The 24,111-nt window shown below is 56.4% G+C and carries 16 protein-coding genes; 8 read left to right on the forward strand and 8 right to left on the reverse strand.

The genetic code is table 11. From position 1 onward, the window contains the following. Positions 1-481: 481 nt before the first annotated feature. The 3 genes from ACVIIV_RS09295 to ACVIIV_RS09305 form a co-directional block, all read right to left on the reverse strand. Positions 482-874 (reverse strand): hypothetical protein, encoded by a 393-nt coding sequence (locus ACVIIV_RS09295; protein WP_456743915.1) that lies wholly within the window; start codon positions 872-874, stop codon positions 482-484. A 65-nt stretch (positions 875-939) separates the two neighbouring features. Then, positions 940-2,319, reverse strand: coding sequence for a recombinase family protein (locus ACVIIV_RS09300; RefSeq protein ID WP_456743916.1), 1,380 nt, complete (start codon positions 2,317-2,319; stop codon positions 940-942). Beyond that, the gene (locus ACVIIV_RS09305; protein WP_456743917.1) at positions 2,316-2,759 is read right to left on the reverse strand and encodes a DUF2924 domain-containing protein; all 444 of its coding nucleotides are present in this window, start codon (positions 2,757-2,759) and stop codon (positions 2,316-2,318) included. The genes ACVIIV_RS09300 and ACVIIV_RS09305 overlap by 4 nt, the downstream gene beginning before the upstream one ends. A gap of 218 nt (positions 2,760-2,977) precedes the next feature. Here ACVIIV_RS09305 and ACVIIV_RS09310 point away from each other — a divergent pair, with 218 nt between their 5' ends. After that, complete coding sequence (locus ACVIIV_RS09310) at positions 2,978-3,961, forward strand: hypothetical protein (protein ID WP_456743918.1); 984 nt, start codon at positions 2,978-2,980, stop codon at positions 3,959-3,961. Between the two features lie 966 nt (positions 3,962-4,927). Here the strand turns inward: ACVIIV_RS09310 and ACVIIV_RS09315 are convergent. Continuing rightward, positions 4,928-6,307: a DUF4041 domain-containing protein gene (locus ACVIIV_RS09315; RefSeq protein ID WP_456743919.1), complete on the reverse strand. Its 1,380-nt coding sequence runs from the start codon at positions 6,305-6,307 to the stop codon at positions 4,928-4,930. A gap of 539 nt (positions 6,308-6,846) precedes the next feature. On the opposite strand from ACVIIV_RS09315, the gene ACVIIV_RS09320 reads away from it, so the two are divergent. The 4 genes from ACVIIV_RS09320 to ACVIIV_RS09335 are packed head-to-tail and all read left to right on the forward strand — an operon-like array spanning position 6,847 to position 9,994. Further along, the gene (locus ACVIIV_RS09320) at positions 6,847-8,013 is read left to right on the forward strand and encodes a hypothetical protein (RefSeq protein WP_456743920.1); all 1,167 of its coding nucleotides are present in this window, start codon (positions 6,847-6,849) and stop codon (positions 8,011-8,013) included. 7 nt (positions 8,014-8,020) lie between these two features. Then, a complete protein-coding gene (locus tag ACVIIV_RS09325) occupies positions 8,021-8,734 on the forward strand; it encodes a hypothetical protein (protein WP_456743921.1) in 714 nt (237 codons plus the stop codon). Beyond that, positions 8,731-9,444: a hypothetical protein gene (locus ACVIIV_RS09330; protein WP_456743922.1), complete on the forward strand. Its 714-nt coding sequence runs from the start codon at positions 8,731-8,733 to the stop codon at positions 9,442-9,444. The genes ACVIIV_RS09325 and ACVIIV_RS09330 overlap by 4 nt, the downstream gene beginning before the upstream one ends. Before the next feature lie 46 nt (positions 9,445-9,490). Continuing rightward, positions 9,491-9,994, forward strand: a complete 504-nt coding sequence (locus ACVIIV_RS09335) for a thermonuclease family protein (RefSeq protein WP_456743923.1) — start codon at positions 9,491-9,493, stop codon at positions 9,992-9,994. A 230-nt stretch (positions 9,995-10,224) separates the two neighbouring features. Here ACVIIV_RS09335 and ACVIIV_RS09340 read toward each other — a convergent pair whose 3' ends face one another. From ACVIIV_RS09340 to ACVIIV_RS09350, 3 genes are read right to left on the reverse strand one after another with little or no spacing between them, the layout of a single operon-like run. Further along, positions 10,225-11,217 carry an HNH endonuclease gene (locus tag ACVIIV_RS09340; RefSeq protein WP_456743924.1) on the reverse strand — a complete coding sequence of 331 codons (993 nt, stop codon included), beginning with the start codon at positions 11,215-11,217 and terminating at the stop codon, positions 10,225-10,227. Positions 11,218-11,262: 45 nt separating this feature from the next. Beyond that, positions 11,263-12,282 carry a hypothetical protein gene (locus ACVIIV_RS09345; RefSeq protein WP_456743925.1) on the reverse strand — a complete coding sequence of 340 codons (1,020 nt, stop codon included), beginning with the start codon at positions 12,280-12,282 and terminating at the stop codon, positions 11,263-11,265. A 49-nt stretch (positions 12,283-12,331) separates the two neighbouring features. Then, positions 12,332-13,471, reverse strand: coding sequence for a hypothetical protein (locus tag ACVIIV_RS09350; RefSeq protein WP_456743926.1), 1,140 nt, complete (start codon positions 13,469-13,471; stop codon positions 12,332-12,334). 344 nt (positions 13,472-13,815) lie between these two features. On the opposite strand from ACVIIV_RS09350, the gene ACVIIV_RS09355 reads away from it, so the two are divergent. From ACVIIV_RS09355 to ACVIIV_RS09365, 3 genes are all read left to right on the forward strand, one after another. Continuing rightward, on the forward strand, positions 13,816-16,770 hold the full coding sequence (locus tag ACVIIV_RS09355; RefSeq protein ID WP_456743927.1) for a TM0106 family RecB-like putative nuclease: 2,955 nt from the start codon (positions 13,816-13,818) through the stop codon (positions 16,768-16,770). Beyond that, positions 16,727-17,215 carry an AAA domain-containing protein gene (locus ACVIIV_RS09360; RefSeq protein ID WP_456743928.1) on the forward strand — a complete coding sequence of 163 codons (489 nt, stop codon included), beginning with the start codon at positions 16,727-16,729 and terminating at the stop codon, positions 17,213-17,215. The genes ACVIIV_RS09355 and ACVIIV_RS09360 overlap by 44 nt, the downstream gene beginning before the upstream one ends. A gap of 516 nt (positions 17,216-17,731) precedes the next feature. Further along, the gene (locus tag ACVIIV_RS09365; RefSeq protein WP_456743929.1) at positions 17,732-21,214 is read left to right on the forward strand and encodes a hypothetical protein; all 3,483 of its coding nucleotides are present in this window, start codon (positions 17,732-17,734) and stop codon (positions 21,212-21,214) included. Here ACVIIV_RS09365 and ACVIIV_RS09370 read toward each other — a convergent pair. Beyond that, positions 21,203-23,869, reverse strand: a complete 2,667-nt coding sequence (locus ACVIIV_RS09370) for a DUF4062 domain-containing protein (protein ID WP_456743930.1) — start codon at positions 23,867-23,869, stop codon at positions 21,203-21,205. The genes ACVIIV_RS09365 and ACVIIV_RS09370 overlap by 12 nt on opposite strands. Positions 23,870-24,111: the final 242 nt, after the last annotated feature.

The raw sequence follows: 24,111 nt of genomic DNA on the forward strand, positions 1-24,111 counted from the left end.
GTCTTTGGCTGTCGGGCTGGGCTCTTTTCATCCGGCGAGAGGCTTGCGCTTGGGTGAAAGCATGAGTTGAGGTCGATATACTTTGGATCAAGCTAGCAGAAAAAGAGAGCTTACAATGCGGTCAGATCTTCCACCTATGCCATGGACCTACGAGACAATTTCCCAAGTCGGAAAGCAACCGGGGACTGGACAAGTGTATCTGATTGATGCGAACGGTCGAAAGATCGCTGCCCTATATTGCTCGCCGGCGGAAAAGATTGCCTTGGCCGAGTTTATCTGTTCAGTATCTGAGCGGGCCAGCAAAGGGCAATTGTTTGGTTGATCCCGCAGCTTCGATATCCGCGATCGCACCGAGGAAGCGTTTTCCGATTGTCAATCATTGCAGCAAGTTGTTGCTTAAAGCGGATGGGAATGGGTGTTCCATAACATTCGATCAGCGAATCCGCACTCGAGTAAACCCCTTCCATTATTGTGAGGGGTTTTAACGCGCTTCAGCTTTCCGGGCAGAGGAGCTGATCAGAACCTGCTGCTCATCCCACTCTGCGGGGATGGATTTCAACAGCTGCGCCAGCTCAAGCCCGCCAGGCTGTAGGCCGTTCAGGATGGCTTCGGTGATCGCCGGCGAGAGCAACGTCAACCGGAGCACTCGGCAAAGATAGGACTCGTTGATCTTCTCCGCCTTGGCAAGATCTCGGACCGAGCTAAACAGGTTGGATTCGAGCATGTTGCGCCAGCGATGGGCCCGCACCACGGCTTTAATCAGCGTATTGTCGATCTGCGGCTTCGCAGGCGCCCAGGCTTCCGCATTTGCAGGCGTGACCACGCGCTTGCGGCCACCCGATCGCCGGAATGAAATCGGGATACTCACAACCATTGTCCGGCCATCGCGGCTGAGCTTTGGTCTTCCGATAGGGCCGAGGGTGAGGGTGGTTGGTCTGTTCATTCGGCGGCCTGCTGGAAGGGCTGGGGCTGTAATTCCGTGGACAGCGAGGTCAGGCCCTGGACCTTCAAGGTGATATCCAGCCGTTCGGCATGGATGTCGATGCGTTCGACCAGCAACTGAACAATGCGGGCCTGTTCGGCCGGAAATAGCTCTTCCCAGAGTTCGTCAAACCCGACCAGCGCGCTTCGCACTTCGCTTTCACTGACCTCTGCGGCCTGCTTTCGCAGCGCGCGCCAGGTCTGGACGATGACTTCAGGCGTTTGCAGTAGCCGACGGACTTGGTCGATGATGATGCGCTCGAGCTCCGCCGCCGGCACGAGCTTGACCGGGCAATCTGATCTACCCTGCTTCATAGCGGTCTGGCTGATGTAGTAGCGATAAAGGCGCCCTGATTTTCGCGTGTGGGTCGGGGACATCGCCGCTCCATCAGGGCCGAACAGCAGGCCTTTCAACAAAGCTGGCGTTTGCGCCCGACTGTTGTTGGCGCGCTTGCGGGGGCTTTCCTTGAGAATGCTGTGCGCTTGATCCCACAGCTTCTGATCGATGATTGGCTCGTGTTCGCCGGGGTAGCAGGTGCCTTTGTGAACGGCCTCGCCGAGATAAACACGGTTACGGAGGATTCTGTACAGCAGGGTCTTGTCTAGGAGGTGACCGTAACGTGTGCGTTGGTTGGCAGCGATAAGTTCTCGAGCCAGCAGGGTTGCAGACTTAAGCTGCACGAAGCGACGGAAAATGGCCCTAACCCGCTCGGCATCGGCCTCATGAACGAGCAGTTTGCGATCTCGGACTTCGTAGCCGAGCGGCGTCCAGCCGCCCATCCATTTGCCCCGCTTGCGAGAGGCAGCCACCTTGTCCCGGATCCGCTCGCCGATCAGCTCGCGCTCGAATTGGGCGAATGTCACCAGGATGTTGAGCGCCATGCGGCCCATGGCATCCTTGGTGTTGAAAGACTGGGTGACAGAGACGAAGGTCACGCCGTGACGTTCAAATAGCTCTACGAGATTGAGGAAGTCGAGCATCGACCGCGAAAGTCGGTCAATCTTATAGACGATGATAACGTCTATCTTGCCGGCCCGAACTGCGGCGATGAGGCGTTGCAGAGCTGGTCGTTCGAGGGTGCCGCCCGAGAACCCGCCATCGTCGTAGCGGTCGGAAACTGCGGTCCACCCCTCCGCCCGCTGGCTGACGATGTAAGCCTCACATGACTCTCTCTGGGCGTCGAGCGAGTTGAAGTCCATGTCGAGGCCTTCTTCGCTCGACTTGCGGGTGTAGACAGCGCAGCGGACTTTACGGACGCCTGGGCGGCCTGTGGCTGCACTCTCGAAGGAGTTGGCGAATAAGGAGGCTCGGCCCTTTTGCGACTTGCGAGAGTTCATTTGCCGATCAAATTTTTCAAGCCGAAGAAGACCCAGCCATTCCAATTCGTGCCGGTGATCTGACGGGCGACCGAGGACAAGGACTTGTAGGGGCGGCCGAGATATTCGAAATCGTCGTGGCGGACGGTGACGCAGTGCTCCACGCCCTCCCATTCGCGGATCAGCTTCGTCCCGGCGACGGGGCGCAGAGGCGGTCGGGCCTTACGGTCTGCCGCCTTCTGGTCGGCATATTGCTTCGCCATGGCCTTAAGCCGCTCGGTGGTTTCCCGGCTCAAGCCGCCATAGGCCAATTCCTGAATGCGGTAGGCCAGCCGTCTCTCCAGAAAACGGCGGTTATAAGCAGGGGGCTCCGTATCGAATAGCTCGCGCCAGCGGGCCTTTAGGGCGGGGGCGGAGGCGCCTTTCAAAGCCGCCAACTGCGAAAGAACGTGGGGTTTCATGGGGACAATTCCCGGCCGTTTTTCCGGACATGACGTTGCAGGACCAGTCGAGAGGAATATGTTGATTACACTGCGATAAATGACTGGACTTGCGCGCCAAAAGACGCTGGAGGCCGGCCGACAGGAGGCTCGAAAGCTCAGCAAGCCCTTCGCTGGAGGTCGAATCAGATGGTAAATCGAACATGCCTTAGTGAGCGCCGTCCCCCTCCGTCTGTCAGATGAACAACCTGGCCGAATTCGATCAGGTAGTCCTCAGGGAAGGTCCAAATATGAATATTCCTAAGCCCTGGTCGTTGGATCTCAGCAACCCTGCTGATGCGGCGCCGCGCGGATTGCCTGAGTTTTTTGAGTGCGCCGTAGATGGCCTCACTCCAAAGGGCAGTCATCAGGACGACCAAGAGCAATGCACCTGTCGGGACTGCGCGAAAGCCGGCGTCAAAGAGCTGGCATTTGTCTACAACAAGGATGTAATTCGCAGCAAAGACGCTCCGCGGGCGGCAGACGTCCTTCGCGAAATTGAGGATATCCGAGCTGCCGTCGAAGTGTTGCGGAATGCAATCTCCTCTGTGAACGACTTTACCCGCTTGGCATTCAGTGACGTCGGTGGCTTTGCTTCTCTCCACGAGCGTGAAGCCCCAGATCGCTCTGGGCCTTGCAAAGGGCTCGAGTTTTATGATGGCAGCCGCGAGTGGAAGCAAAGTCTTACGTTATTGGAGCGAGCGACGTACGCTGCTTCGGACCGTTTCTTGGAGGTTAGAGGTCTTCCGAGGGGATCAATCGATAAAGGTGGCAATACAAACCTGTTCAAGGAGTACCGCACTTCCGCGGAATACCAGTTGGTTGTTCAGGGTTGGAGCCTGTTTCAACGCTTTAGGCCGAATGAGGCAAAGGGTGGAGAAAAAAGCGATTTCCATAACTTTCTGCGAGACGTCTATGCCTATGCCACCCGCCGCGACGCGGAGAAGTATTCCGGAGTGACAAGCTGGCTACACGCGCTCGCTCGTCCCCTTCGCAAACTAGACGAACTGGTCGCCGAGCGAACGCAGCTTTTTTGCGAATTGAAGAGCCCACTCGATCCTGATGACCGGAAAACGCTTGAGAAGAAGCTCTCCATGGTGGTCTACAGGATTGCCTTCCTGCAGCAGTATATCCTGGACCTCAAGCTAGGTAAGAAGCCTCCCCGGTTTAAGGGAGGTAGTTGATCTGCAAGCCCGAAGAAGACCCCCTAATAGGGACGTCGCAGCGGGCTCGTGTGTGTGTTCAGAACCATCCAATCTAATCGTTCAGTTCAGCTCGCTTGCATCCATCGTCGGTCGGTCGGGCACGACGGTAGCGACGATGGATCACTTTGCGAGCTATGGGGCCTCGTCAAGCGCAAAGCCCGGTCCGAAAGGCACGAGGGCGACGAGCGGCGAACTGGATATCGTCGGAAGTAGGTGCTGACGCATGCGCGACCAGCGTAGCATGCGGGCCTAAACGGCGGCGCGGCTCCGGTCGGCATGACTGTTTTGGTCTAGGAACGCCGCACCCAGTTCTGCTGGGGGCGTGTCGTTCCTATGACCTTCCAACAACGCCCACCAGTCGACATGCGAGAGTTAGAGAGAATTGTAGGTGAACCATTGCTAGCGAACGTCAGGAGATAGCTCGAAGCGAGGCATGGGTCCTTCTGGTATCAGAACGACTCGCGGGTAGTTCGCACCGCGCCACCGCGCTAGCCGAAGGTACTGAAAAGTTAGGTTGACAAGGTTGACAAGGTTGACAGTCGGGTTGACGGGGGGCGCTAAAAGTCTGGCGGGGCGCTCTGAAGACCGGTCTCCATCGTTCACACCCAAAAGTTCAGAATTAAAAACAAAAAGCCCACTTGGATGGGGAGGAATGGCGACGCCAATTGATGGGGTGGGGGGAGTCGATTCCTCATGACCGTTCGACCCGCGTACCGGCCCCACCCCCACTCGCAGATTTTTTTCCTGTTTAGGGAGAATTTCAGCGACTTTCAGACAAGGCTGTAAGCGTCTCTGAGGAAGAACGATAGTGTATTCAATGCGTTTGTGCGTGCTACGTGGGACCCGAGCTGATCAAGTGGGCGATTATTTTCCTGCAATGGATTTCGACAGCAAACCACCGCTGCCGTCGAATGGGCCGGTGGGTATGAAGCCCTTGGGCAGTCTCTAGTCTGCGACTCGCATGTTAAGCGTTTGCCTGTATTCGATCGCCTCAGCGGCTTCGTGGAATTCCAAGAGTTCTCCAGCCAACTCGCTCAGGAGTGCTTTAACGATCGACGGCCGAGCGCGGAAAAATTCGCGTCGGCGATTTACGGCATTCACTCTCAAGTCGCCGAGGCGCTCGTGCATGGCGGCCTCAATACTTACCGCGTCATTCGAGAAAAAGAGTGCATGGACATCGAAATTGAACGGAACCGACGCGTCACTCAGCTCCCGTATGCGCTCCATTGGATCAAGCCGACGCGTCATTCCGACCTTGACCATTTCCTCGCCAAAGGAGCCGATGTTTGAAATGACGTAAACGTAGCCCGCTCGAGTATTGGCCGCTCGTGCCTCAACACTCTCGATCGCGTTGTTCACTTCGGCAATCTGCTCCCGCAGCCGCCGCATCGCGTCTTGATCGCCTTTGGCCTCTAGAGCCTGAAAGGCATTCTCGTAGTGAAGCCTCTCTCTCTCCAGCTTCGCTTTCTCCCTGGCAATTTCTTGTTGAGCTTTGCGCTCCTCGCGCATGCGTTCGCGCTGCTGCCGCTCCTTCTCTTTCTCTTCTGACTGCTTTTGGAGGAAGTCGGCGGTTAGGCGCAGCTCGTCGACACGCAACTGAAAGTATGCCGGGGAGACCTGCAGCTGCATCGTCTTGCCAAGCTTGCGGATCGTCTCCTCAACCTTGCTCAAGCGCTCAATCGCGCTGTCGAGCTTATAGGGCTTTAGGGTGCGAACCAGATTGTCCGCTTCGGCATTGAAGGCTCTCAGCATAAGCTTAGAGGCTTCACGAACCATCTTCTCACCTTCGGCGGCGGAGCCGTTAACTTGCCAATTCGTGCTTGCTAAAATCGCGCCGCCGTCCTTTTTGACAGCTGACTTGATGGCATCTTCTAGTCGCTCGAGGGCCGCCTGATATGCTACAGCGTCGGTCAGCGGGTGATTGTACTCGTAAACGCCAACTTCCTGAAGAAGTGCAATCTCTCTTGTCTCGACAATATCGCGGCGCGCTTCCGCGAATTCAGCTGCAATCGCGCGCTTCTCCGCCTCAGCGTGCGCACGCTCCTGGCTGATTTGTGTACTTAAGTTCGCGACCTCGACTTCAACGTGCTTTCGGCGAGCTTCGACCTCTAACAGCGAAGCCCCTCCAATCTGTTCCAGCTGCTTCACGGCCGATTCGTATCGGTCCGTAATCTCCGTGACGTAGCCGCTCAACTCTCTACAGCGCAGCAGAGCCTCATCACGCTCTCGCTCTAATTGTTCATTTTCCTTGATGAGAGTTTCGGCGTACTTGCGCGCTCCGAAGAAAGGAATGGGAGAGCGTTCGCTGTTCTTGAGATTTGACATGGGATTGCCCTAGCCGAAAACCGACGAAGTGTAGGGCAATCGCATTAATTCTGGGTTGTAACCACAGATTGTGTAGGTAGTGGACGCCGTGGATGCTTAAAGTTTGCCTAACGGCAGCGGCCATTCGGCCGAATTGGGCCGAGCGGGGTCATTGGCCGAGTTCTTCCATAATGTCTCATTTGCGAATGGCCCCCTCTGCGGTTTAGGACTTTGTGGCTCCTACTAGGTCGCATAGGGAAAATGCCGCGCCCATGCGTTGAGCGGTCGGGTTTGCCTGCCGAAGTGGTCCTTCGACGCATCTGGAGATCCACGGGCAGGCCTCGCCTAGATTCCCTTCGCGGTCCTATTCGACGGCTACTTCCTTTCGTTCAAACTATTCAATGGGTTAAGGGACAGCACGATTGTTCAAAGGCTGTTTAGGTAGGCGCTTGTGGTCAGCGCGCGAACTTGAGACGGGATCCCCAGAACGGGGCAGCCGGGCCTGGATAGAGCTAAAATATTGCGGCATGATACAACCATAGCTGGCGGGGGCAGGGGAGATGAATTTTTTCAGAACGAACGCGATTCTAACCGAACGGGACAGATTGGATCAGCAAGAGGCTGAGGTTCGATCAACCTTGTCAACGCGGCAGAAAAATCGTCTCGAACGCGACCAAGAGAGAGGCTACTCGATCAACGTCAAGCAGATCGTTCTCGCGTTTGCAGTCGAGTTCGTAATCATTGGTCTAATTCTGACCAACAATTTCGTAACTGTAGCTCAACTTCCGGACGCCACGAACCTTAAAACCATACACGCTCTCTTATTTCCGATTGCGATGGCCATGGTTGAATTAGCTCGCGTTCCGTTGGCTGTGGCAGTTCGCACCCAAAACTCATGGCATGTCAAACTGGCGGCCTTGGTCGGTGTGCTCTGTGCGGTCGCGGTCACCTCGACATCCCTAATTCAAATCGGCAATTCCACCTTCAATCCGCGACTCGAGGAAACTCATATCGCCGATACTAAACTGGCTGAACTCAAGAGCAGACGCGAAGCTCTTTCGAGCCAGATCACGCAAGCAGACAGTATTGTGAAGCAACGTCAGAGTGAACGGGACCGACTATTTCAAGCGACCCAAGCGCTGATGGTTCAATTGAATGCCCAAAAGCCTCAGGAGTGTACAACAACGACGATTCCTAGTCCGACGCCGGGTGGCGCTCCAGAAACTCGCCAACGATGCCAACCAAACCCGGCACTTAAGCCATTGAATGCAGCTATTGCGGAATCTAAGACAAAACTGAATGAAGCGGAGGCGGCGGTAAAAGAGGCGGAGACTCTGCGTCAAGATCCCAAATATGACACCACAAAGCTTGATGCAGAGATCAGGGCTGCCGAAAGGGAGAGCCGCGGTTCGATCTATCAGTCACAGTTGCACGCGTATGCCGCGATGCTCCTTGCTAAGGACCCGAAAGACGTCAACGATGGCGACGTCAAATTGCTTGAATGGTATCTGATCGTCATTCCATCGATCGCCGCTGCGTTTTCCTCCACGTTGATTGCGATGACGTCCGTTCGGAGAATCAAACCAAAAAAGTCACTAACCGAAATTAGCTTCCCAGACGAGGCGGCGGCATACCTCTTCGGTCCCCTAGTTACTGCCATTCGAAAAGAAGCTCGCGATGCGGTCGTCGCTGCTACGCAGGGGCAATCGAAGGAAAATTCGGCCTAGCAAGCAGATGAAGATCATCCCATCGAAGCTGAATGAGACCTTGGCAAGCGCTCTTCAAAGCAGAGTAGCTGCCGAAATGTTCCTTATACGCGGAAAGTCCGGCTTCTGGAGAGCCATTGGCTTCGGAGTAATCGGCCTTGGTCTAGGCGCGGCCGTAGGCCTTGGATTTTATGGCTATTCGTTGGTGTTGCGAAAGGAACGGACGCTGGCTGTTCTGTCAAACTCTTTGGTCAAAGCACTTTCCGAAGTTCACATGCGCGGTACCGCAAGCGGAGAGGTGAAGTTAGAGCCTAATGTCCTCTCGTTGGCGCCGGGCCAAGCCCTATCGTTGGATCCCGCTTCGCGCCTCCGACTCGATCCAAATGCGAAGGTCCAGGCAGACGGTGAAGTAAGGGTTCAAATGCCCTCGATTTCGGTCCCGCAAGCTCCAACAGCCAAACCAAAAAAGGCGTCGCCAGCAATTGCCAATTTTACAGTGTTCAAGTCCGTGTCCTATGAAAAAGGGTCGGTGACCACCGGATGGAAGTTTTTGACCAGTGCGCAGCGAGTTCCTACCACCCAGTACTGCTACTATCAGGAGAAGGGGGACAATCCGGACGTCTCCCTTAGAGTTGACATCGGTGTAGACGAGAAGATTCACGCTCCGAAAACGGCGTCCAAATCGCTGGATATCGCTGCAGCATTCAACAAGTGCGTTTGGTTCAAGAAGGATGGGATATGACAGATCCCAGTGACTTCGCTGATGTAGGAGGCTTCGCCTCAGTCATCAACTCTCGCCTTGCCGCCGAGGCTAAGATCGCAAAGGCCATTGGCTTCGGCTGGTTTTGTGGTGGCTGGGCTATTGCGCTCTGCCTGGTCGGATTGGGTGGGTTATTCGCCTTTTGGGGTTATAGCAGCACCCAATCGGTAGCTTCTTCAGCAGATGATGTCGCCGCCGCAATAGGGCAGGCACTGTCAAAAGCCACTATACACACATCAGTCGAAGGACAGGTATCGCTCGCGCCCGATGCCTCTTTGACTCTTGCTCCGAGCCAGACTGTAAAGTTGGCAGAGGGGACCACTGTATCTCTCGATCCAAACGCTTCGGTGAAGGTGACTGGCGATTTCAAAGTCGACGTCCCTCAGCCATCTAAGCAACAGTTGCAGCTCGACGCCACTAGCAGCAGCAACGAATCGCCTTTTACGCAATATACGGTTTTCAAAGGCCTCTCGTTTGGCGGCGGCTATGTGATAACAGGGTGGAACTTCGATTTAAGCGATACGTCGAAGCCAAACTATCAGCGGTGCTATTACGAACAAGACTTGGACGAGGGTGTCGCCGCAACACAGACTATCGCAATCAATGGTTTGCCTCGTCCGCTATCGTCTCTGGCAAAACTGCCGTTTGATTTTGATGGAGCTGTCGCAAATTGCATTTGGTTCTCGGGTTAATGGTTAGTCCACGCGAATGATAGATAGGACCAGACCGATAAGAGTCGTGCTCACGATCCTTGGATTGCTGATCCTGGACGGAAATAAAGCAAGTTCTTCTGATTTAATGGGACGGGCCAGCGTCATAGATGCCGATACACTCGAGATTCACGGCAAGCGCATAAGAATTTGGGGACTTGATGCTCCCGAAAACGATCAGCTTTGTAGGGACGAGGAAGGTCGGCTGTATCGTTGCGGTGCAGAGGCCGCCAATCAGCTTTACGAACACATCTCCGGCGGGCCCTTGGCTTGTACGCAGATTTCTTACGACAGATACCGCCGCATCGTCGCTACGTGTACATTGACCGGAGATGACGTCGGCGAGTGGTTGGTGGCTCAAGGTTTGGCAGTCGACTGGCCAAAATACTCGAATGGTAGATATGCTCGCGCCCAACAGTCTGCCGAACGAGCCGCTCGGGGGATCTGGAGAGGCAGCTTTGCAGAGCCTTGGTTATACCGTGCTTGTTTGAAAGCGTCCAAAGACACGACCAAATGCTCGAACAACGATTAGATCATTGCAGCGACTATGGGCTCGTTCACTGTTTTTACGACCGCGGCCCCATCGAATTGACGCCATCGAGCGATGCTTTTGGCTTCAGTGAGGGACCTTGGCGCGCGGTGCATGTGAAGGAGAGACCGTTGTCGGCCGCTGGCTGAGTTCTTCCATAACAACTGTTTCACGAATCGCGCCAACCACCCGCCCACGGCAGGGAGACACATTTAACCTGGCAAAGAGCAGGTTCAATGCGATTTGGAGCCGGTGGGATAGTCAACGAGACGACTTACTCGGGATATTAGGCGTTTTCTGACCGATGCACTATCGGATCCGAAGTGAAGACGCCGGTGGCAGTTTGGGCAGCATGCGCACGCGTTGTCGACCGTGTCGGGGCCGCCTTCACTAAGCGGCCGTACGTGATGCACCTCCAAGTAAGGATCGCCGCTTGTTGTGATAAAGGGGGCAGGTTCTTCGCAGACCTCGCAGTTGTGCGCAGCGGCGAGCAATACCCAGGCGATCACGTTTGGATCTCGGATAAAACGTTCAGTCTGCGAGTTTGAGCGCCGCACGTCTTTTATTCCGGGCGGAGGTGCCGAACAGGCGAGATCAAGTTTTTGTCGAGCGGAAATAATGCGAGTAGCCAAGGCGCTCTCGTCGTCAGTAGGCTCTTCGAGCTCGGCTTTTCTGTTCCACAGCTCGTTTATCAACTCAATAAGAGCGGATTTCACGCTTCCGACGTTCCTTAGGGGAGGGTATCCCGTCGCTCGTCTTAGGCCCAACTCCTCTAATACGGCTGAAATGTTCTGCATCCTGAATTCGTAAGCGCTTGTGGTCCTCGAAGTTAGGCCGCGCTCCATCGCCTCAGCTCTCAGGCTGGTCTTGTTCAGCCTTTCGCCCCTTTCCTCCGCGAGTATCAGCCTCCGGTAATTTTCGACACATACCAGCAGCTCATCGCGTGACCATGGCTGCCCTCGCGCGCTCGGGCGCATTCTTTCGAAATACACACCGGGTTGACCGTCTCGGAAACGCAGAAACGCGTCATACCCGGCTTCTAGCCAGTTCTGTCGACGTGATCGATGATGATCAGCTGCATTGGCCCAGAACTGAGGTTTGGACGCTTCGGCCGGCAGCCCGCCAACTATCTGGGAGATTTGAGCGAGTGACAGCCATATGTTCTCGGCGGATTCCCCCCTCAGGTATTCGCCGAGTGGACTGTATTTGCCGATTGTTTCAATCATCGATCGGGCCTCGAACGGTTCTGTGAACCGTTTCCTGCACAGAACCTACGCCCAGGTCTTTCCGTTCAGTGCGGCTCCGATTTCGGCCAGGCTCATCCTTCGCGCAGCAGGCAAATATCCTTGCAGATTCAGGTAGCGATGACCCATGATGCCGCCGCGGCTTGATTTATTAAAGGCGGTAGGCAGCAACTCCTCGCACAGAAAAAATTTGTGGCCGACCGAAATGTCCCAGCCCGCAGTGGACGTTCTCGCATCATCCATGGCAGCAGAAACCCGCAACTGTTCGGAATGGCTAAGCGGGGCGGTGTCAGCTCCTAGGGTCACGAGTTGCTGTCCTATGCGCTCGCAATGCACAATTCTTGTTATCTGGCCGAGGTATTGAACCGATTTATCCTTGTAGAGACCAAGGTACTTTACGTTCCTTCTGCTCCAGTCGGAGGGGCAGAAATAGAGCTTGTGCTTTATGTTGATATCGAAGGACTGGCCGCAGGGAGGGACAAAGATCGTGACGTCATCCGTTCCTAGCAATCTGTGCTCACTGCAAAAAGCTTCGAAGTCATCGATCAGCTCAATCAAATTATCATCGTGAGGCCGAAGACATTCCTTGAAGCTATCGATGATCTGTTGGAACGTAATTGAGCTTACAATGACTCTCCGTTTTTTTGCTTGTTCGAGCAACTCTTTCCAGGCTTGATCGGTAAGATCGACTTTGTCTGGCCTGAGGAGTAGCAAGTAACCAGAACCGCTTTTGTCGAAGCGATCGAGGTGGTTCAGTAGTTGTCCTCCATCGAACTCAACGCCAAGCCCTTTCGCCTCGATGCCGATGCGGACAGCATCTTGATAGAGAAAGCCATCTAACACGCTCTTTCCGGAGGGTTCTTGTTGCTTCATCTGCAAGCCGAGAGCGGTGATAGGCGCGTCAGCTGTTTCGTCCAGCAGTTTCGTCAGAAACTCCTGAAACCGGCGCCGGCTTTCCTCATAAAGTCGATACATCAGCAAGAGAGTGTTATTGGTTGCAAAGTTTTCCTGCTGAGAGTATCGCGCAAAATAGAATACGTTCGTCAAATCGATCTCCTATAGACGCTTTGTACGAAAATTAGAAGGTAGGCGTCGTCTAGCGTGCTCGCTCGATCTGTTCTTCCATCCATTCTAGAGCGGCTATCAGCTTGGCTTTTCCCTCAGGGTCGGCCGCGATGGTGCGCAATGAAACGGAGGGATACTTCGTTAGGTCTGCTTCTCTCAGATTGGCGCCTCGAATGGCATTGAAGTGGTCCATCAAGGAGCGGCGGACCTCGATGGGTCCGAAGACCGGCTTATTCTCCAAGGCGCCGAACTGAAGCCACAGCTTGCCATCCGACGAAAGATAAGCGGGATTGATCGGAACGCCGTTCGGCTTGAAGACCGGATAAACGGATCCGTTCTCCTTACCAGTCCCGAAAACGAGTGGGCGGCTTCCGCCCTTTCCCATCCAATTGTAGATTGTTCGCGCGATCGCTAGTTCGTTCTCTCCTACGGTCCGCGAGAGCTTTTCGAAGAGCGACGTTTCGTCCCACCGCTGCACCGGACCGGCGCGCTTTCGGGCAGTCGCTTGGGTCTGGCCGTATACGGTTGGCACGATCGTCTTAAGATCCTTGCTCGCAAATTGGCGGAGTTCGATAGCCAATACCTCTGCTGGATCCATTTGTTCGTTCAAAAACTCAACGATGCGCCGAAGCTCAATCGGAATCACGTCTGCTACAAAGAGCAGGCGAATCTTCTTGGCTTGAAGGTTGGTTCTTACGCGCTCCCAGAATTCGGGGACGCCGTCATTCGCGCCCAACAATTCCTGGAGAGCCGCATCGGCCGACCGGCCCAGCTCTCGGCAGGTTTTCTCGAACCCGCCCTGCAAGGTCTCGAGTGACCAATAAGTGATGCAGTTTGCGGCGTAGTCGAGCATTTGGCCGACGACTTCGCGTCGCAGCCGGCTATCGCTTTGTCGCTTTATCTCGACCAAGGTCGGTATACCGTCCTGGTCCAAAAACACATGATCGATCGACCAGACCGAGGCGCCGATTTCGCCCGTTGAGATGGATTGCTCGCGCTTGACCAGAATCCAGCGTCGGGGGTTTTGCGGATCAACCTGATCGCCGACCAGCAATTCCGGGAAACGAGCTAGCAGCCGTTGAAAGTCATCCTCGGTGGCGAATTGGCCAGGCTCCATCGGGAGCAACGAGTGCTCGCCCTGCAATAAGAAAACTCCTGAACTCTGCGTCATGTGCTTCCCCCCATTGGGTGCAAGAAGGCCAGAACAGAAGCCAGTAGGCAAGCTCAACCTTAAGACGAGGCCACAGCCTGCTTGCAATGCCGCTGCCGAACCGAAGAGGCCGGCGCCAATGAGCGTTTGGGCGCATTTCGTTCCTTACATCGCATGCGCGAACGCGCGGCTGTTCCTGCCGAAATATGTCGTCGTCACGCCGCCGTTTTGACGGGACATAACCTGGACGCTGTCCATTCGCGCTGTGTGTATTCTACTTCCGGAGGCCTTTTGCGCCCCTCGGAAGGTCGATATCGTTGCTGCGCCGTGCCCCTCGGGGTCCCGGCAGCAGTCCAGGGGGATAGATGCAAAAGAACGGCGCAGGGATCGTCTTCAGCGCTGGCGACCTGGTTGGGCACCTGAATTGTCGGTATCTTACACACCTCGACCTCAAGGTCGCCCAGGGCGAGCTGGCCAAGCCAAAACTCCGCGATGACCCAACCCTCGATGCCCTGGTGGAGCGCGGCAAGGCTCACGAGCAGGGTTTCGTCGATCACCTGGCCAAGGAGGGTGGGACCGTCACAGTTATCGCCGGCGTCGGTGTCGATGACGTCTCGGTTGACCAAACGCGGCAAGCGATGGTGCGGGGCGATGCGGTAATCGTTCAGGCGGCGTTACGGAATGGGCATTGGAGCGGTCGCGCCGACGTGCTGCGGCGGGTCGAGGCACCGAGCGGCTTGGGCGCCTGGTCGTACGAGGTCACCGACACCAAGTTGGCCCGCGAGACCAAGGGCAACACAATTCTGCAGCTGAGCCTCTACTCGGATTTATTGGCGATCACACAGCAGAGGGTCCCGGAGGCGGCCCACGTTGTGACGCCCGGCACGGAGTACCTGCCTGAGGCCTACCGCGTGGCTGATTTTGCGGCGTTCTACCGCCGGATCAAGCAAAGCCTGGAGACCTTTGCGGCGTCGCCTCCGCATGATGGACTCTATCCCGACCCGATCGAGCACTGCGAAGTCTGCCGATGGCGCGAGCCTTGTGCTTCCAAGCGGCGGGCCGACGATCACCTGTCGCTCGTCGCGGGGATAGCCAAAACTCAGATTGAGGAGCTGGCGAGGCGAGGTGCGGGTACAATGGCCGCACTTGCGACCCTGCCGATCCCGCTGCAGTGGCGGCCCGATCGGGGTACTTCGTCGAGCTACGAGAAGGTTCGCCAGCAGGCGAGGCTCCAGGTGGAGGGGCGTATTGCGGGCGAGGTGCTTTACGAGCCGCTGCCGCTGGTACCGGAATTCGGCCTATTCCGGCTGCCTGAGCCTTCGGCCGGCGACATCTTTTTCGATTTCGAGGGCGATCCATTCGTGGACGGCGGCGGGCTCGAGTTCCTGTTCGGCTACCTCTATGCCAATGACGACGGCACAGACGCCTATGTCGGCGACTGGGTGACCACAAGGCAGCAAGAACGGGCCGCGTTCGAACGCTTCATCGACTTCGTCACGGAGCGGCTGACCAAGCACCCCGGCTTGCACATCTATCACTTCGCGCCCTATGAGCCGGCGGCATTGAAGCGTCTGATGGGGCGGTACGCCACGCGGGAGGACGAGGTCGACAACCTGCTTCGCGCGGGCGTGTTCGTGGACTTGTACGCCATTGTCCGGCAGAGCATTCGCGCCAGCGTCGAAAGTTACTCGATCAAGAAGCTGGAACCGCTGTACCGGTTTGACCGCACCGTTGCGCTAATCGATGTCGGCGGCGCTATGGCGCGGGTGCAGGCCTGCCTCGAATTGGCCGACGCAGATGGAATTGAACGAGGCGATCAGGCCGCCATCATTGGTTACAATCGCGACGATTGCGCCTCGACTCGCGCCTTGCGGGACTGGCTTGAGGGGGTGCGCGACGAGCTCATCGCGCAAGGGCAGGCGATCGATCGGCCGCAGCCGAAGGCGGCCGAGATTGGTGAGGATCTCAGTGCCTGGAAGCGGCGGGTCGCTGGACTTGTGGCACGGTTAATAGGCGATGTTCCGGACGACATCGCCGAGCGAAGCCAAGAGCAGCAGGCGCGCTGGTTACTGGCCCACTTGATCGACTTCTTCGGTCGCGAGAACAAGGCGGTTTGGTGGGAGTATTTTCGGATGAGCGATTTGTCGGCCGAGGATCTCTTGTATGAGCGCGCGGGGTTGGGAGAGCTAACCTTCCTCAGCCACGCTGGTGGAACAGCGAAGGCGCCGATTCATCGCTACAAATTCACGGTTCAGGAAACTGATGTTCGCGCTGATGATGATCTGAGAAGTGTCGGCGGCGACAAGCTTGGCAGCGTCGTCGCGATTTCCGATGATGACAGAACGATCGACATCAAGAAGCGCCAGGATACGGCGAGTTTCCATCCAGAGGCCGTGTTCGCGCATAAGTTCATCGACAATCAGGTTCTCGCTGAATCGGTGTTCCGGATTGGTGAGTATGTCGCGGACCACGGGATCATTGGACCGGGCGCTTATCGTGCCGCGCGCGACTTGCTGCTCAAAGTCGCTCCACGTCTGTCCGGGCAGGTGTTCGAGCAAGCCGGCGAGCCGCCGCTAGCGACCGCAATACGTGCTGCAGTCACGCTTGATCAGAGCGTTTTGCCTGTGCAGGGGCCACCGGGGGCCGGCAAAACTCATGCCGGTGCGCGTATGATCTGCGCGCTTGCCCGTGACCAGCGGACGGTTGGCGTCACCGCCAATAGCCATAAGGTCATTCGTCACTTACTCGATAAATCCCTGGAAGCGGCCGCCGAGCAAAGTCTGCCCATTCAATGCATCCAGAAGGTCAAGGATGAGCCGACGTCTCGTCCGGGACTGCAGCAAACGACGAAGAACGCGGACTTCGTCGACGGGCTCGACAATGGTTGCCAGGTTGGCGGTGCCACCAGCTGGTTTTGGGCACGGCCGGATGCGGCAGGCAGTGTCGATGTTCTGTTCGTGGACGAAGCGGCGCAGATGTCATTGGCAAACGTATTGGCCGTTTCCCAGGCGGCCGAGAGCATTGTCCTCCTGGGCGACCCAAGACAGCTTGAGCAGCCGATACAGGGTAGCCATCCGGACGGCGTTGCGACATCGGCGCTTGATCACGTCCTGGGCGAGCACGCAACGATCGAGGCCGGCCACGGACTTTTCCTTGGAGAAACATGGCGGCTGCACCCAGATATCTGCGCCTTCACATCAGAACTCTTCTATGAAGGCCGACTTCGCTCGCGCGCGGGATTGGAACGGCAGGAGATCCGATCATCGGGCCGCGTAAATGGGGTCGGGCCTTCGTTATCTTGCTGTACCGCATGTAGGTAACCAGAATTCGTCTCCCGAAGAGGCGGACGAGATTGAAAAACTCGTCGATGAAATTCTCGCCGGCAACACAAGCTGGGTCGACGGTTCAGGCAAGGAAGCGACAATCCGGCTGGAGGACATTCTGATCATCGCTCCCTATAACGCCCAGGTCTTCGAACTTCAGGAACGATTGCCGGGTGCGCGCATCGGTACCGTCGACAAGTTTCAAGGACAGGAGGCGCCGATCGTGATCTATTCGATGACCACTTCGTCTCATGCCGACGCCCCGCGGGGAATGGAGTTTCTCTACAGCGCAAATCGGCTAAACGTGGCCACTTCGCGGGCGAAGTGCATCTGTGTTTTGGTTGCCTGTCCGCGCCTGTTCGAGGTCGAGTGCCGAACGCCCCGCCAGATGCAGTTGGCAAACGCGTTCTGCCGCTATCTCGAGTTGGCTCGGCCGCTTTAGTTGCGAGCCATCCCCTGGGAGAAGTTTAAGTCCGCGGGACGGATCGGCCAACGGCCGACTTCTTCCATAACAATGGATACACGAAGAGCGTCTGCCCGCATGAAGTCCACGACACTTCACTTCTTTCTCGAGGATGGCTCCTAGCGACTTCTTCCGAAGCGGCGTGTTTGCGCTCGCGCTAGCTTGACCCTGGTGCGAACGTCATTGGTTCGGCCGGCCGGCGCAGAGCTTTCAAGAAATGGCGTTCCCATCGGGCACAGCTCAGATTGCGATCGGCGCCCGAGTGCGTTGCTCTTCGGCATATTGTCTGCAGATATCGAGCCACCACCATCTCCATAACTTCCGAACTCAATCTACTCTAAGTGGCAGTTCGATCGTAGGTCGTTACGATCATACCCCCAACTGACAAAAATATAGATTCTCGCGTTCGTTTAGTGAAGTAGATCACACAACCCGTGTTGGGGAGCGTGATCATTTGAGCGTGGTGGTTGGCCCGGTTCATTTCAGGAGGGGGCAATGCGGATCGTATTTAGCAACAACCTAATCTTTCTTGGCATTTCGATATTCGTCGCTTGGCTCTTTGTCCGGTTTCTATTGGTTTCCTACTCGGAAAGAGCCGTCCGTGCTGCGAACGCCGGACGTCTTATATCCGTCGGTGGCCGCTTCGGCCTTCTACTTACAGTTCGGTTGCTCCTCGACGCCATGTTGTTGGCGACGATCATTGTTGTGACTGTCGGTGTTCTCCTCAACTTGTATATGTCGAGTTTTGCTGACACGCCTTCTGCAATTTCGCGAGTGGTATGGGTGCGCGATCAAGCCGAGCGGGCAGTTGATAGCTTGCGCTGGTTTTCGGCAGAAGCTTGGATCGGCTGTCTGGTTGTGCTCGCGCTTGTGTGGCTTGTCGCCTCGCGCTCCGCATCGCGGCGCTCTTGGGAAGCGGCGCTTGTAGCACGCCGTGCCGCTCTGGTTTCCGCTCTTGGTGACCTTAGCGGCGAGAAACTGACTGAGCGTGCGACTACGCTTGACCAAAAAGGTGTCGCTGATCTCGATCGGCGTACGGAAGTGATCGCTTCCGAGAACACAACCCGTATCAACGCGCTACAGAATAAGGCCATCATACAGTTAGGAGAGGATCCTCAGAATGTCATGTCTCTCAACAACTTGCGTGAACTTGAAGAGAGTATGAGGCAGCGCGCCGGCGACGAAAACGCCGATGCCGATGATGAGGAGCGTCGGAGATTGGTGAACTCGGCAAATACGCTTCGCGAGCGAATTGAGGAGATTGAAGAGCAGATCACCGTTCCATTGCGAACTCTTGAAGACACGCGTGAGGTTCCATTGGGTGAGGCGCTTGCGGACGCCTCCGGCGCCGCTCGTATGAAAGAGAAGCGTGAGACGGCGCTACGCAGGCTAATCGTGGAGGCGCAGCTCGCCAACCACTCCATTGTGGGTCTCAGCAAGGCGCGTCGCGAGCCGGAGTTAATTAGCGAATGGCTCGCGAGTGGTGCTACGAGCGTCGCCACAGTTCAAACGGCATCTCGAGTTGGTAGGGCATCTGCTTTTGTTTGTTTGCTCGTGTCCTTTCTCGGGTACGTTGGGCTTGGAGTTTTGGGGCTTGGCCCGTCTCTCATATCGGAGGCTGCGGCGCTCGAGCTCACGCTCATTGCGAGGGGGGCGCAGGCTGACCTTGCTGCGGCTACTAACGAAATTGCGACTAGAGATCCGGACGTACAGGCCCCAGCTGAAACAGCCTCGGAAAGCGCTACTGTCGATTTCCTTCGGCAGTCATTTCGAGCCTCGGTGGCGCGCACACTCCAGGATAGCTTCCGGTTGACGCCGCGTGACCGCTTTGATCTTGCCTCGGTCGAAGCGCGTCAGCGCATTTTGTTGGCGAGCACTCGGTCAGCCGCGCCAAATCTGGAAGGTGGTCGTCAGACACAAACTTTCGATTTCAGCGAAAGTGTCCATCGCGCCGAAGTCCAGCGTTCGACTGCTGTACTGGATGAAGCGCTTGATCGCCGTATACAAGTGTTGCGCCAAAATGAGGGACTGTGGCTGCAGCTTAGAATGGCAGCAGCGCGACCTGCGTCGATCGATTTGGCTGGGGAAGCGTTCTTGAAGACGGCATTCCCGACCAGCGACTTAGCAGATTCTGTCGCGAGCCGGATGTGGGCAGAACGAGCAAGCTTTGACTTCGTTGTGCAAACTGCGCGTACGGGTCGCCCTCCGGACGAACACTACAGAGTGCCATCTTTCTCCGACGAGCACGTGCCGCTTAGTGTGCGTGATAGAAGATTGGTTGCGGATTATCGATCGGACGCGCCGCAACAAATCGAGCGCGCGCTTCTCGGAGTTCGAGAAGGATCTTATGATCCCGGCTCACTTCACCGTGGTTTGCCTGGCGCGCCGGAGCGCGGCATGCCCAATCCCTACGGCGACTATTTTCCGTCCGGAGGTGGAGGCGGAGGCGGTATTGGGAGTGGAGGTGGAGGTGGAGGTGGCGGTGGCGGCGCGCACCCGGCTCGTGCAGGACCATCCTCTGCAACGCGCGTCGCAACGGCTCCGTTAGCCCGGTCGTACGGCAAGATTAGATTCAGCGGTAGGATTGGAGGAGTTCTGATAGGCAGTCCACCACAAAGTGGTGTCGATCGGCTTGATGTACGAAATCTAGATTGGGAGTTGATTGACAGCAGTCTATATCTAACGATCACCGTTGATGCCGAGTCCCCCAAGAAGCTTGGTCCGTATCATCCCGCGATCGCCTATCACGCGCTTGCATATGCAGCCGACGGGCGGGTTGTAACATCGACCTTACCTCAGCCGCAGAGCTCCGACAGAGACGAAATTCGCGTCAATGCCAGGCGTATCCTGGTACATCCGGCTTTTGAAGATACGCCTTTTGCGTGCTCGGCGATCCAAGTTGATCGTTTCGTCGACGCCTTTACGAGGGAGGACCAAGGCAAGCCTATATCGGGCCGCATTAACGCCGCTCGGGTGGGAGTAACCGGCCTGGGAATTCTTCTCGGGGATACTGCAGCGGCCTACCGGGCTGAACTCCTTGATGAATTGCCTCGCTACGTGGAACCTATTGCCAAGCATGCTCAAGCTTGCGGCGCCGGTGCAGACTGCTTTCCTATTGCGGCGTATGAAAAGTACGGCTTTAAGTTTGGCGCGGCTTCCGAGTTGCTCGCTTGTCTATCACGGAAAGAAGAGAGCAAGGTTTGCCTGAGAACTCTTCGCTCCAAACCCGCCTCAGCGACCTACTTGGTAGATAGCGGCGTGCGCGAGGCAGCCTTCAGGCTCGACAACAAGCTGACATTCCTCACAGGCGAGGATCGCGCGGCCGATCCATTGTGGCCCCTTGATTTCATGATACAGGCTGTTCCGCAGACCGCTCAGGGAGACGTCAGCGTCGACAGCAGTTGGGATCCTTGGCGGTTCCCAACGATCGATAATGACATAAAGCAGGCAGTGGCTAGCGGCGTTTCAAACGATGCCGACGCCCGCGTGGTGCTTGCTAACATGCGCGACTTTACGATTCTTCAACGGCTCTTTCGGCTCGCGTTGGCCGGCCAACTAGGATTTGAATTCCCGCTCGAAACGTTGGTGAAGCTTCAGAGAGCGGCAGCGCCGTTCGTAAAGGTAGAGAGAAATGAGCGCTGGAATCTAAATCGGCCATTGTTCGAAACGCTGAGCGCACAGCACAACGAGCTCACAAGCTTTCTGCGAAGCATTGCGGTTGCCAGCGGCGCGCCCGAGCCGTGTCGAGCCGCTGCGAACGCGGCCGTGAAGACGGAAGAAGATCAGCATTGGCCTAGAACGGAAGGTGTGTGGTTACAACTAGGTCGAGTCGAAAAAGCTTGTACTGGTATTGAGGCGGCTTCGACGTTCCGCAATCGCATTCGTGCGCTGCGCGAGCTGGATCTCGTCGATCAAGCAATCAGTGTAGTTCGATCGGATCGAACATCGGCGGCTCAGTTTCACTGCTCACCATTGTGATGGTCGACGGAGGTCATCGGTCGCCTCCAGCGTCGCCAACGCCGAATCGGCTCGGTGCATGTCGCACAGACCTTCGCGGCATCGCGCTCGAAATGCCGTGACAAGTTCGTAAGCCACCGCCCAATTGGCGCGGCGCCGCTCTACCTCGATTTGCCGCTCGAATGCCAAGGCCTCGAAAATAGGAAGACCAGCACGAAATGCCAAATCGCGGCACTCGGCCGCCGCGCGCCGAGAAGATCGAAACTTGTTCCGTTCCAGCTGCACCGCAGAGATCCGTTCCAGTGTCTGGCAGAGTAGCCGAGCATGCCCGAGCCGGCGTAAAATCTTCTCTGCGCTTGTGAACGATCGCGCCGCACAAAACCATTTGGCGTGGTTTAACAGAATCTGGCCTGAGAAGATGCGCAGCTGAGCTTCGAGGAGGGCATTGCCATGCCTTCGAATGTTTTGCGTCAACCGAGAAAGGAGCGCGCGCTCCACTGAACGATCGAGTTTGACGACGCCATCGGCATAGGCAGCGAGGATTGAAATCCCCTCGGTGATATCCGCAGCGGCGTCGGCATCCGTCGCGGCCTGTACAGTGGCGAGGCGTCTCGCAAGTTGATCAAGATACGCACCATCGCGCTTCAGGAAGGCAAGCAAGCTTTTGTGCCCTCTTGAGCTTGAAGGATTATGGTCTTGCTCAGTACCAAGCTCCATTAGACGCAGCCCAGCGTCAGTCTGGCCGCATCGTGCTGCCATCAGTCCAAGTTGCCAGGCCGCCTCCGGCCGGGCGCTGGCGGCCAGTCGGCCGTCCCATTCCGCTACAACTCGTTGACGTGAGAGAGGCGTCAACCGCAAAAGCCAACCTTCCGCAAAGGTCTCTCCCACATTGGCCAGCATCCTGATGTTCTCGGGATCGGAAAGAAAGTCTTCAAGTCCAGCCATTCCACCACTTACTTGTGCAAGTTGTGGTGCCTCTGTCCAGCGACGCAGCGGCGGCTCATTCTCGAGCGCTGCCCTGAGCCCTGCTGCAGTGACCTTGATACGCGCCTGATCTACAAGGAAGCGCTGATCTACCCATTCTAGCAAGGCGCCTCCAGATAAGTCGATCAGAGGCCCTCTGGTAGAGAGTGCTGATGCGAGGCAAATTCGAATCGCTGACCAGAGGTGAGATGGCAATGGAGCCTCCGAAGCGAGCAAGTTCGCGGCAGTTGCCGATGCGCCAACTGTCGCCCGAATCTCGCTTTCTTCCAATCCTTTCAGACTCATTCTGATCGCAAAGACCGAATCCTCAACTGAACGCTGCCACTCCGGAGGCATTGCCGATGTCAGACCAGAAATCAGCTCCTGAGCGAGAGCGGCGCCGCTTGAACACGCGACTAACTCTGCAAGTCGCAGATCCAGCGTTTCAAACGTGCCATGCCGACGCAATTCATCGAGGGCAAGAACTAAACTTGCAAGGTGAGTGGCCCATGTTGCTGATTTGAGAGCTGTTATCTGTTGTCGCTCGAGCTGCTTGGAGAATGCTCCAAGATAGCGCTCGGCGAAATCTACAGCTTCATCTCGACTAATTGGTCCAATATCGTGACGTCGCCAACCCAAATCGGCAGCCTGTTTCTGCAAACGCCTATTGCGAGTGACGACTATGACACCGCAGCCACGCGGCAAATAGGAGGGAATCCAGCTAATCTCGGATCGTGCTTCGTGAGGAATTGCGTCGTCAAAGTGATCCAGGACGATGCGTCGTGTTGCGGGATCGCGGGTAAGTCGCGAAAGGAGATGCGACGTTAGGCTGTCACTGAATCCATCGCCTTGAATTCCTGCAATGTCTCTTCCGACTGAAGGGGCGTTGTTTGTCGCGCTGGCGCCTCCCAACGTCTTGACCAAATCAGCGGCGCTGACAACTCGTCCGTCGATATACAATCCGGTTGGATCTTCATTTATCCAGCGGCGTAACAGCCAACTTGTCCCAGTCCCTTGTTCGCTGTTGACCAGAAGCGGACGGCCACCACTTGCCGCGCGAGATAGTTCTGCGAAGTCGCGGTATCGTGCAAGTTCGGGCAGGGAAGTAGCAGCGACGTTTTGTGATGGCGTTCGCCCGACGTGCGCCGACAAAATCTGCTCAAGTTCGGCGTCGACGAGGCGCTCGAACTCGTCAAAGCTCCGGTACTCGATTGCTCGAACAACGGAAGAGCCGAGCGCCCAGTTTCGCAGCCGTTCGCTCGCCATCCATTCGGTCTCATCGATTCCGACGGAGCTGGATAGACTGTCCGAGCGAATCATGATCGGAAAATGTGGTTCAGCGTTTCGGGATGCTAGATTTGAGGCATAGCGAAGCTCGATTTCAGTCATGCTAGCCGTGGGTTGCATGGTCGCGGCGAAAGCAGCGTCGAATGCCGACAGGGCCTCTCGGGGAGGGGTCCAGCCCGATCTTCTGCCGACCATGCCGAGGACGAGTGGAAAGCAGCTTGCTAGCTCACGCAAACAAATCGCCACTGCACCGCTATCGCTCGACATCGCTCTCGTGACTCCCCACCGCAAGTCGACCTCTTGAAGAGAGGCAGCGCGTGCTGAGAGCAGTTTTCGCATGTGAGGAAATACCAAGCGGGCGAGAATGTTGCGCTCGGTTTCCATGTCTCGAAATGTCGATGACACAAACAATCGAAGCAGTTGCATGCAACCAGTGTCCACTGATGCGTTTACGCCTGGCCGTGGGTCAGATCCGCCTATTCTTTCATCATCAAGGAAAGAAATTCAACGTATGCTGGCCGCGACGCGCTCATCTGCATTCGACGAATTGACATTGGTCGGTCAACGGCCGATTTATGTCATAACTTTCAATACGCGAGCGCTCTAAGCTCAACTTCCCGACAGCCCGGTTTCCCGGCAGCCCGGTTAAGCGCTCCGCCGCTGGCCGA

The sequence above is a fragment of the Bradyrhizobium sp. USDA 4354 genome, assembly GCF_054060315.1.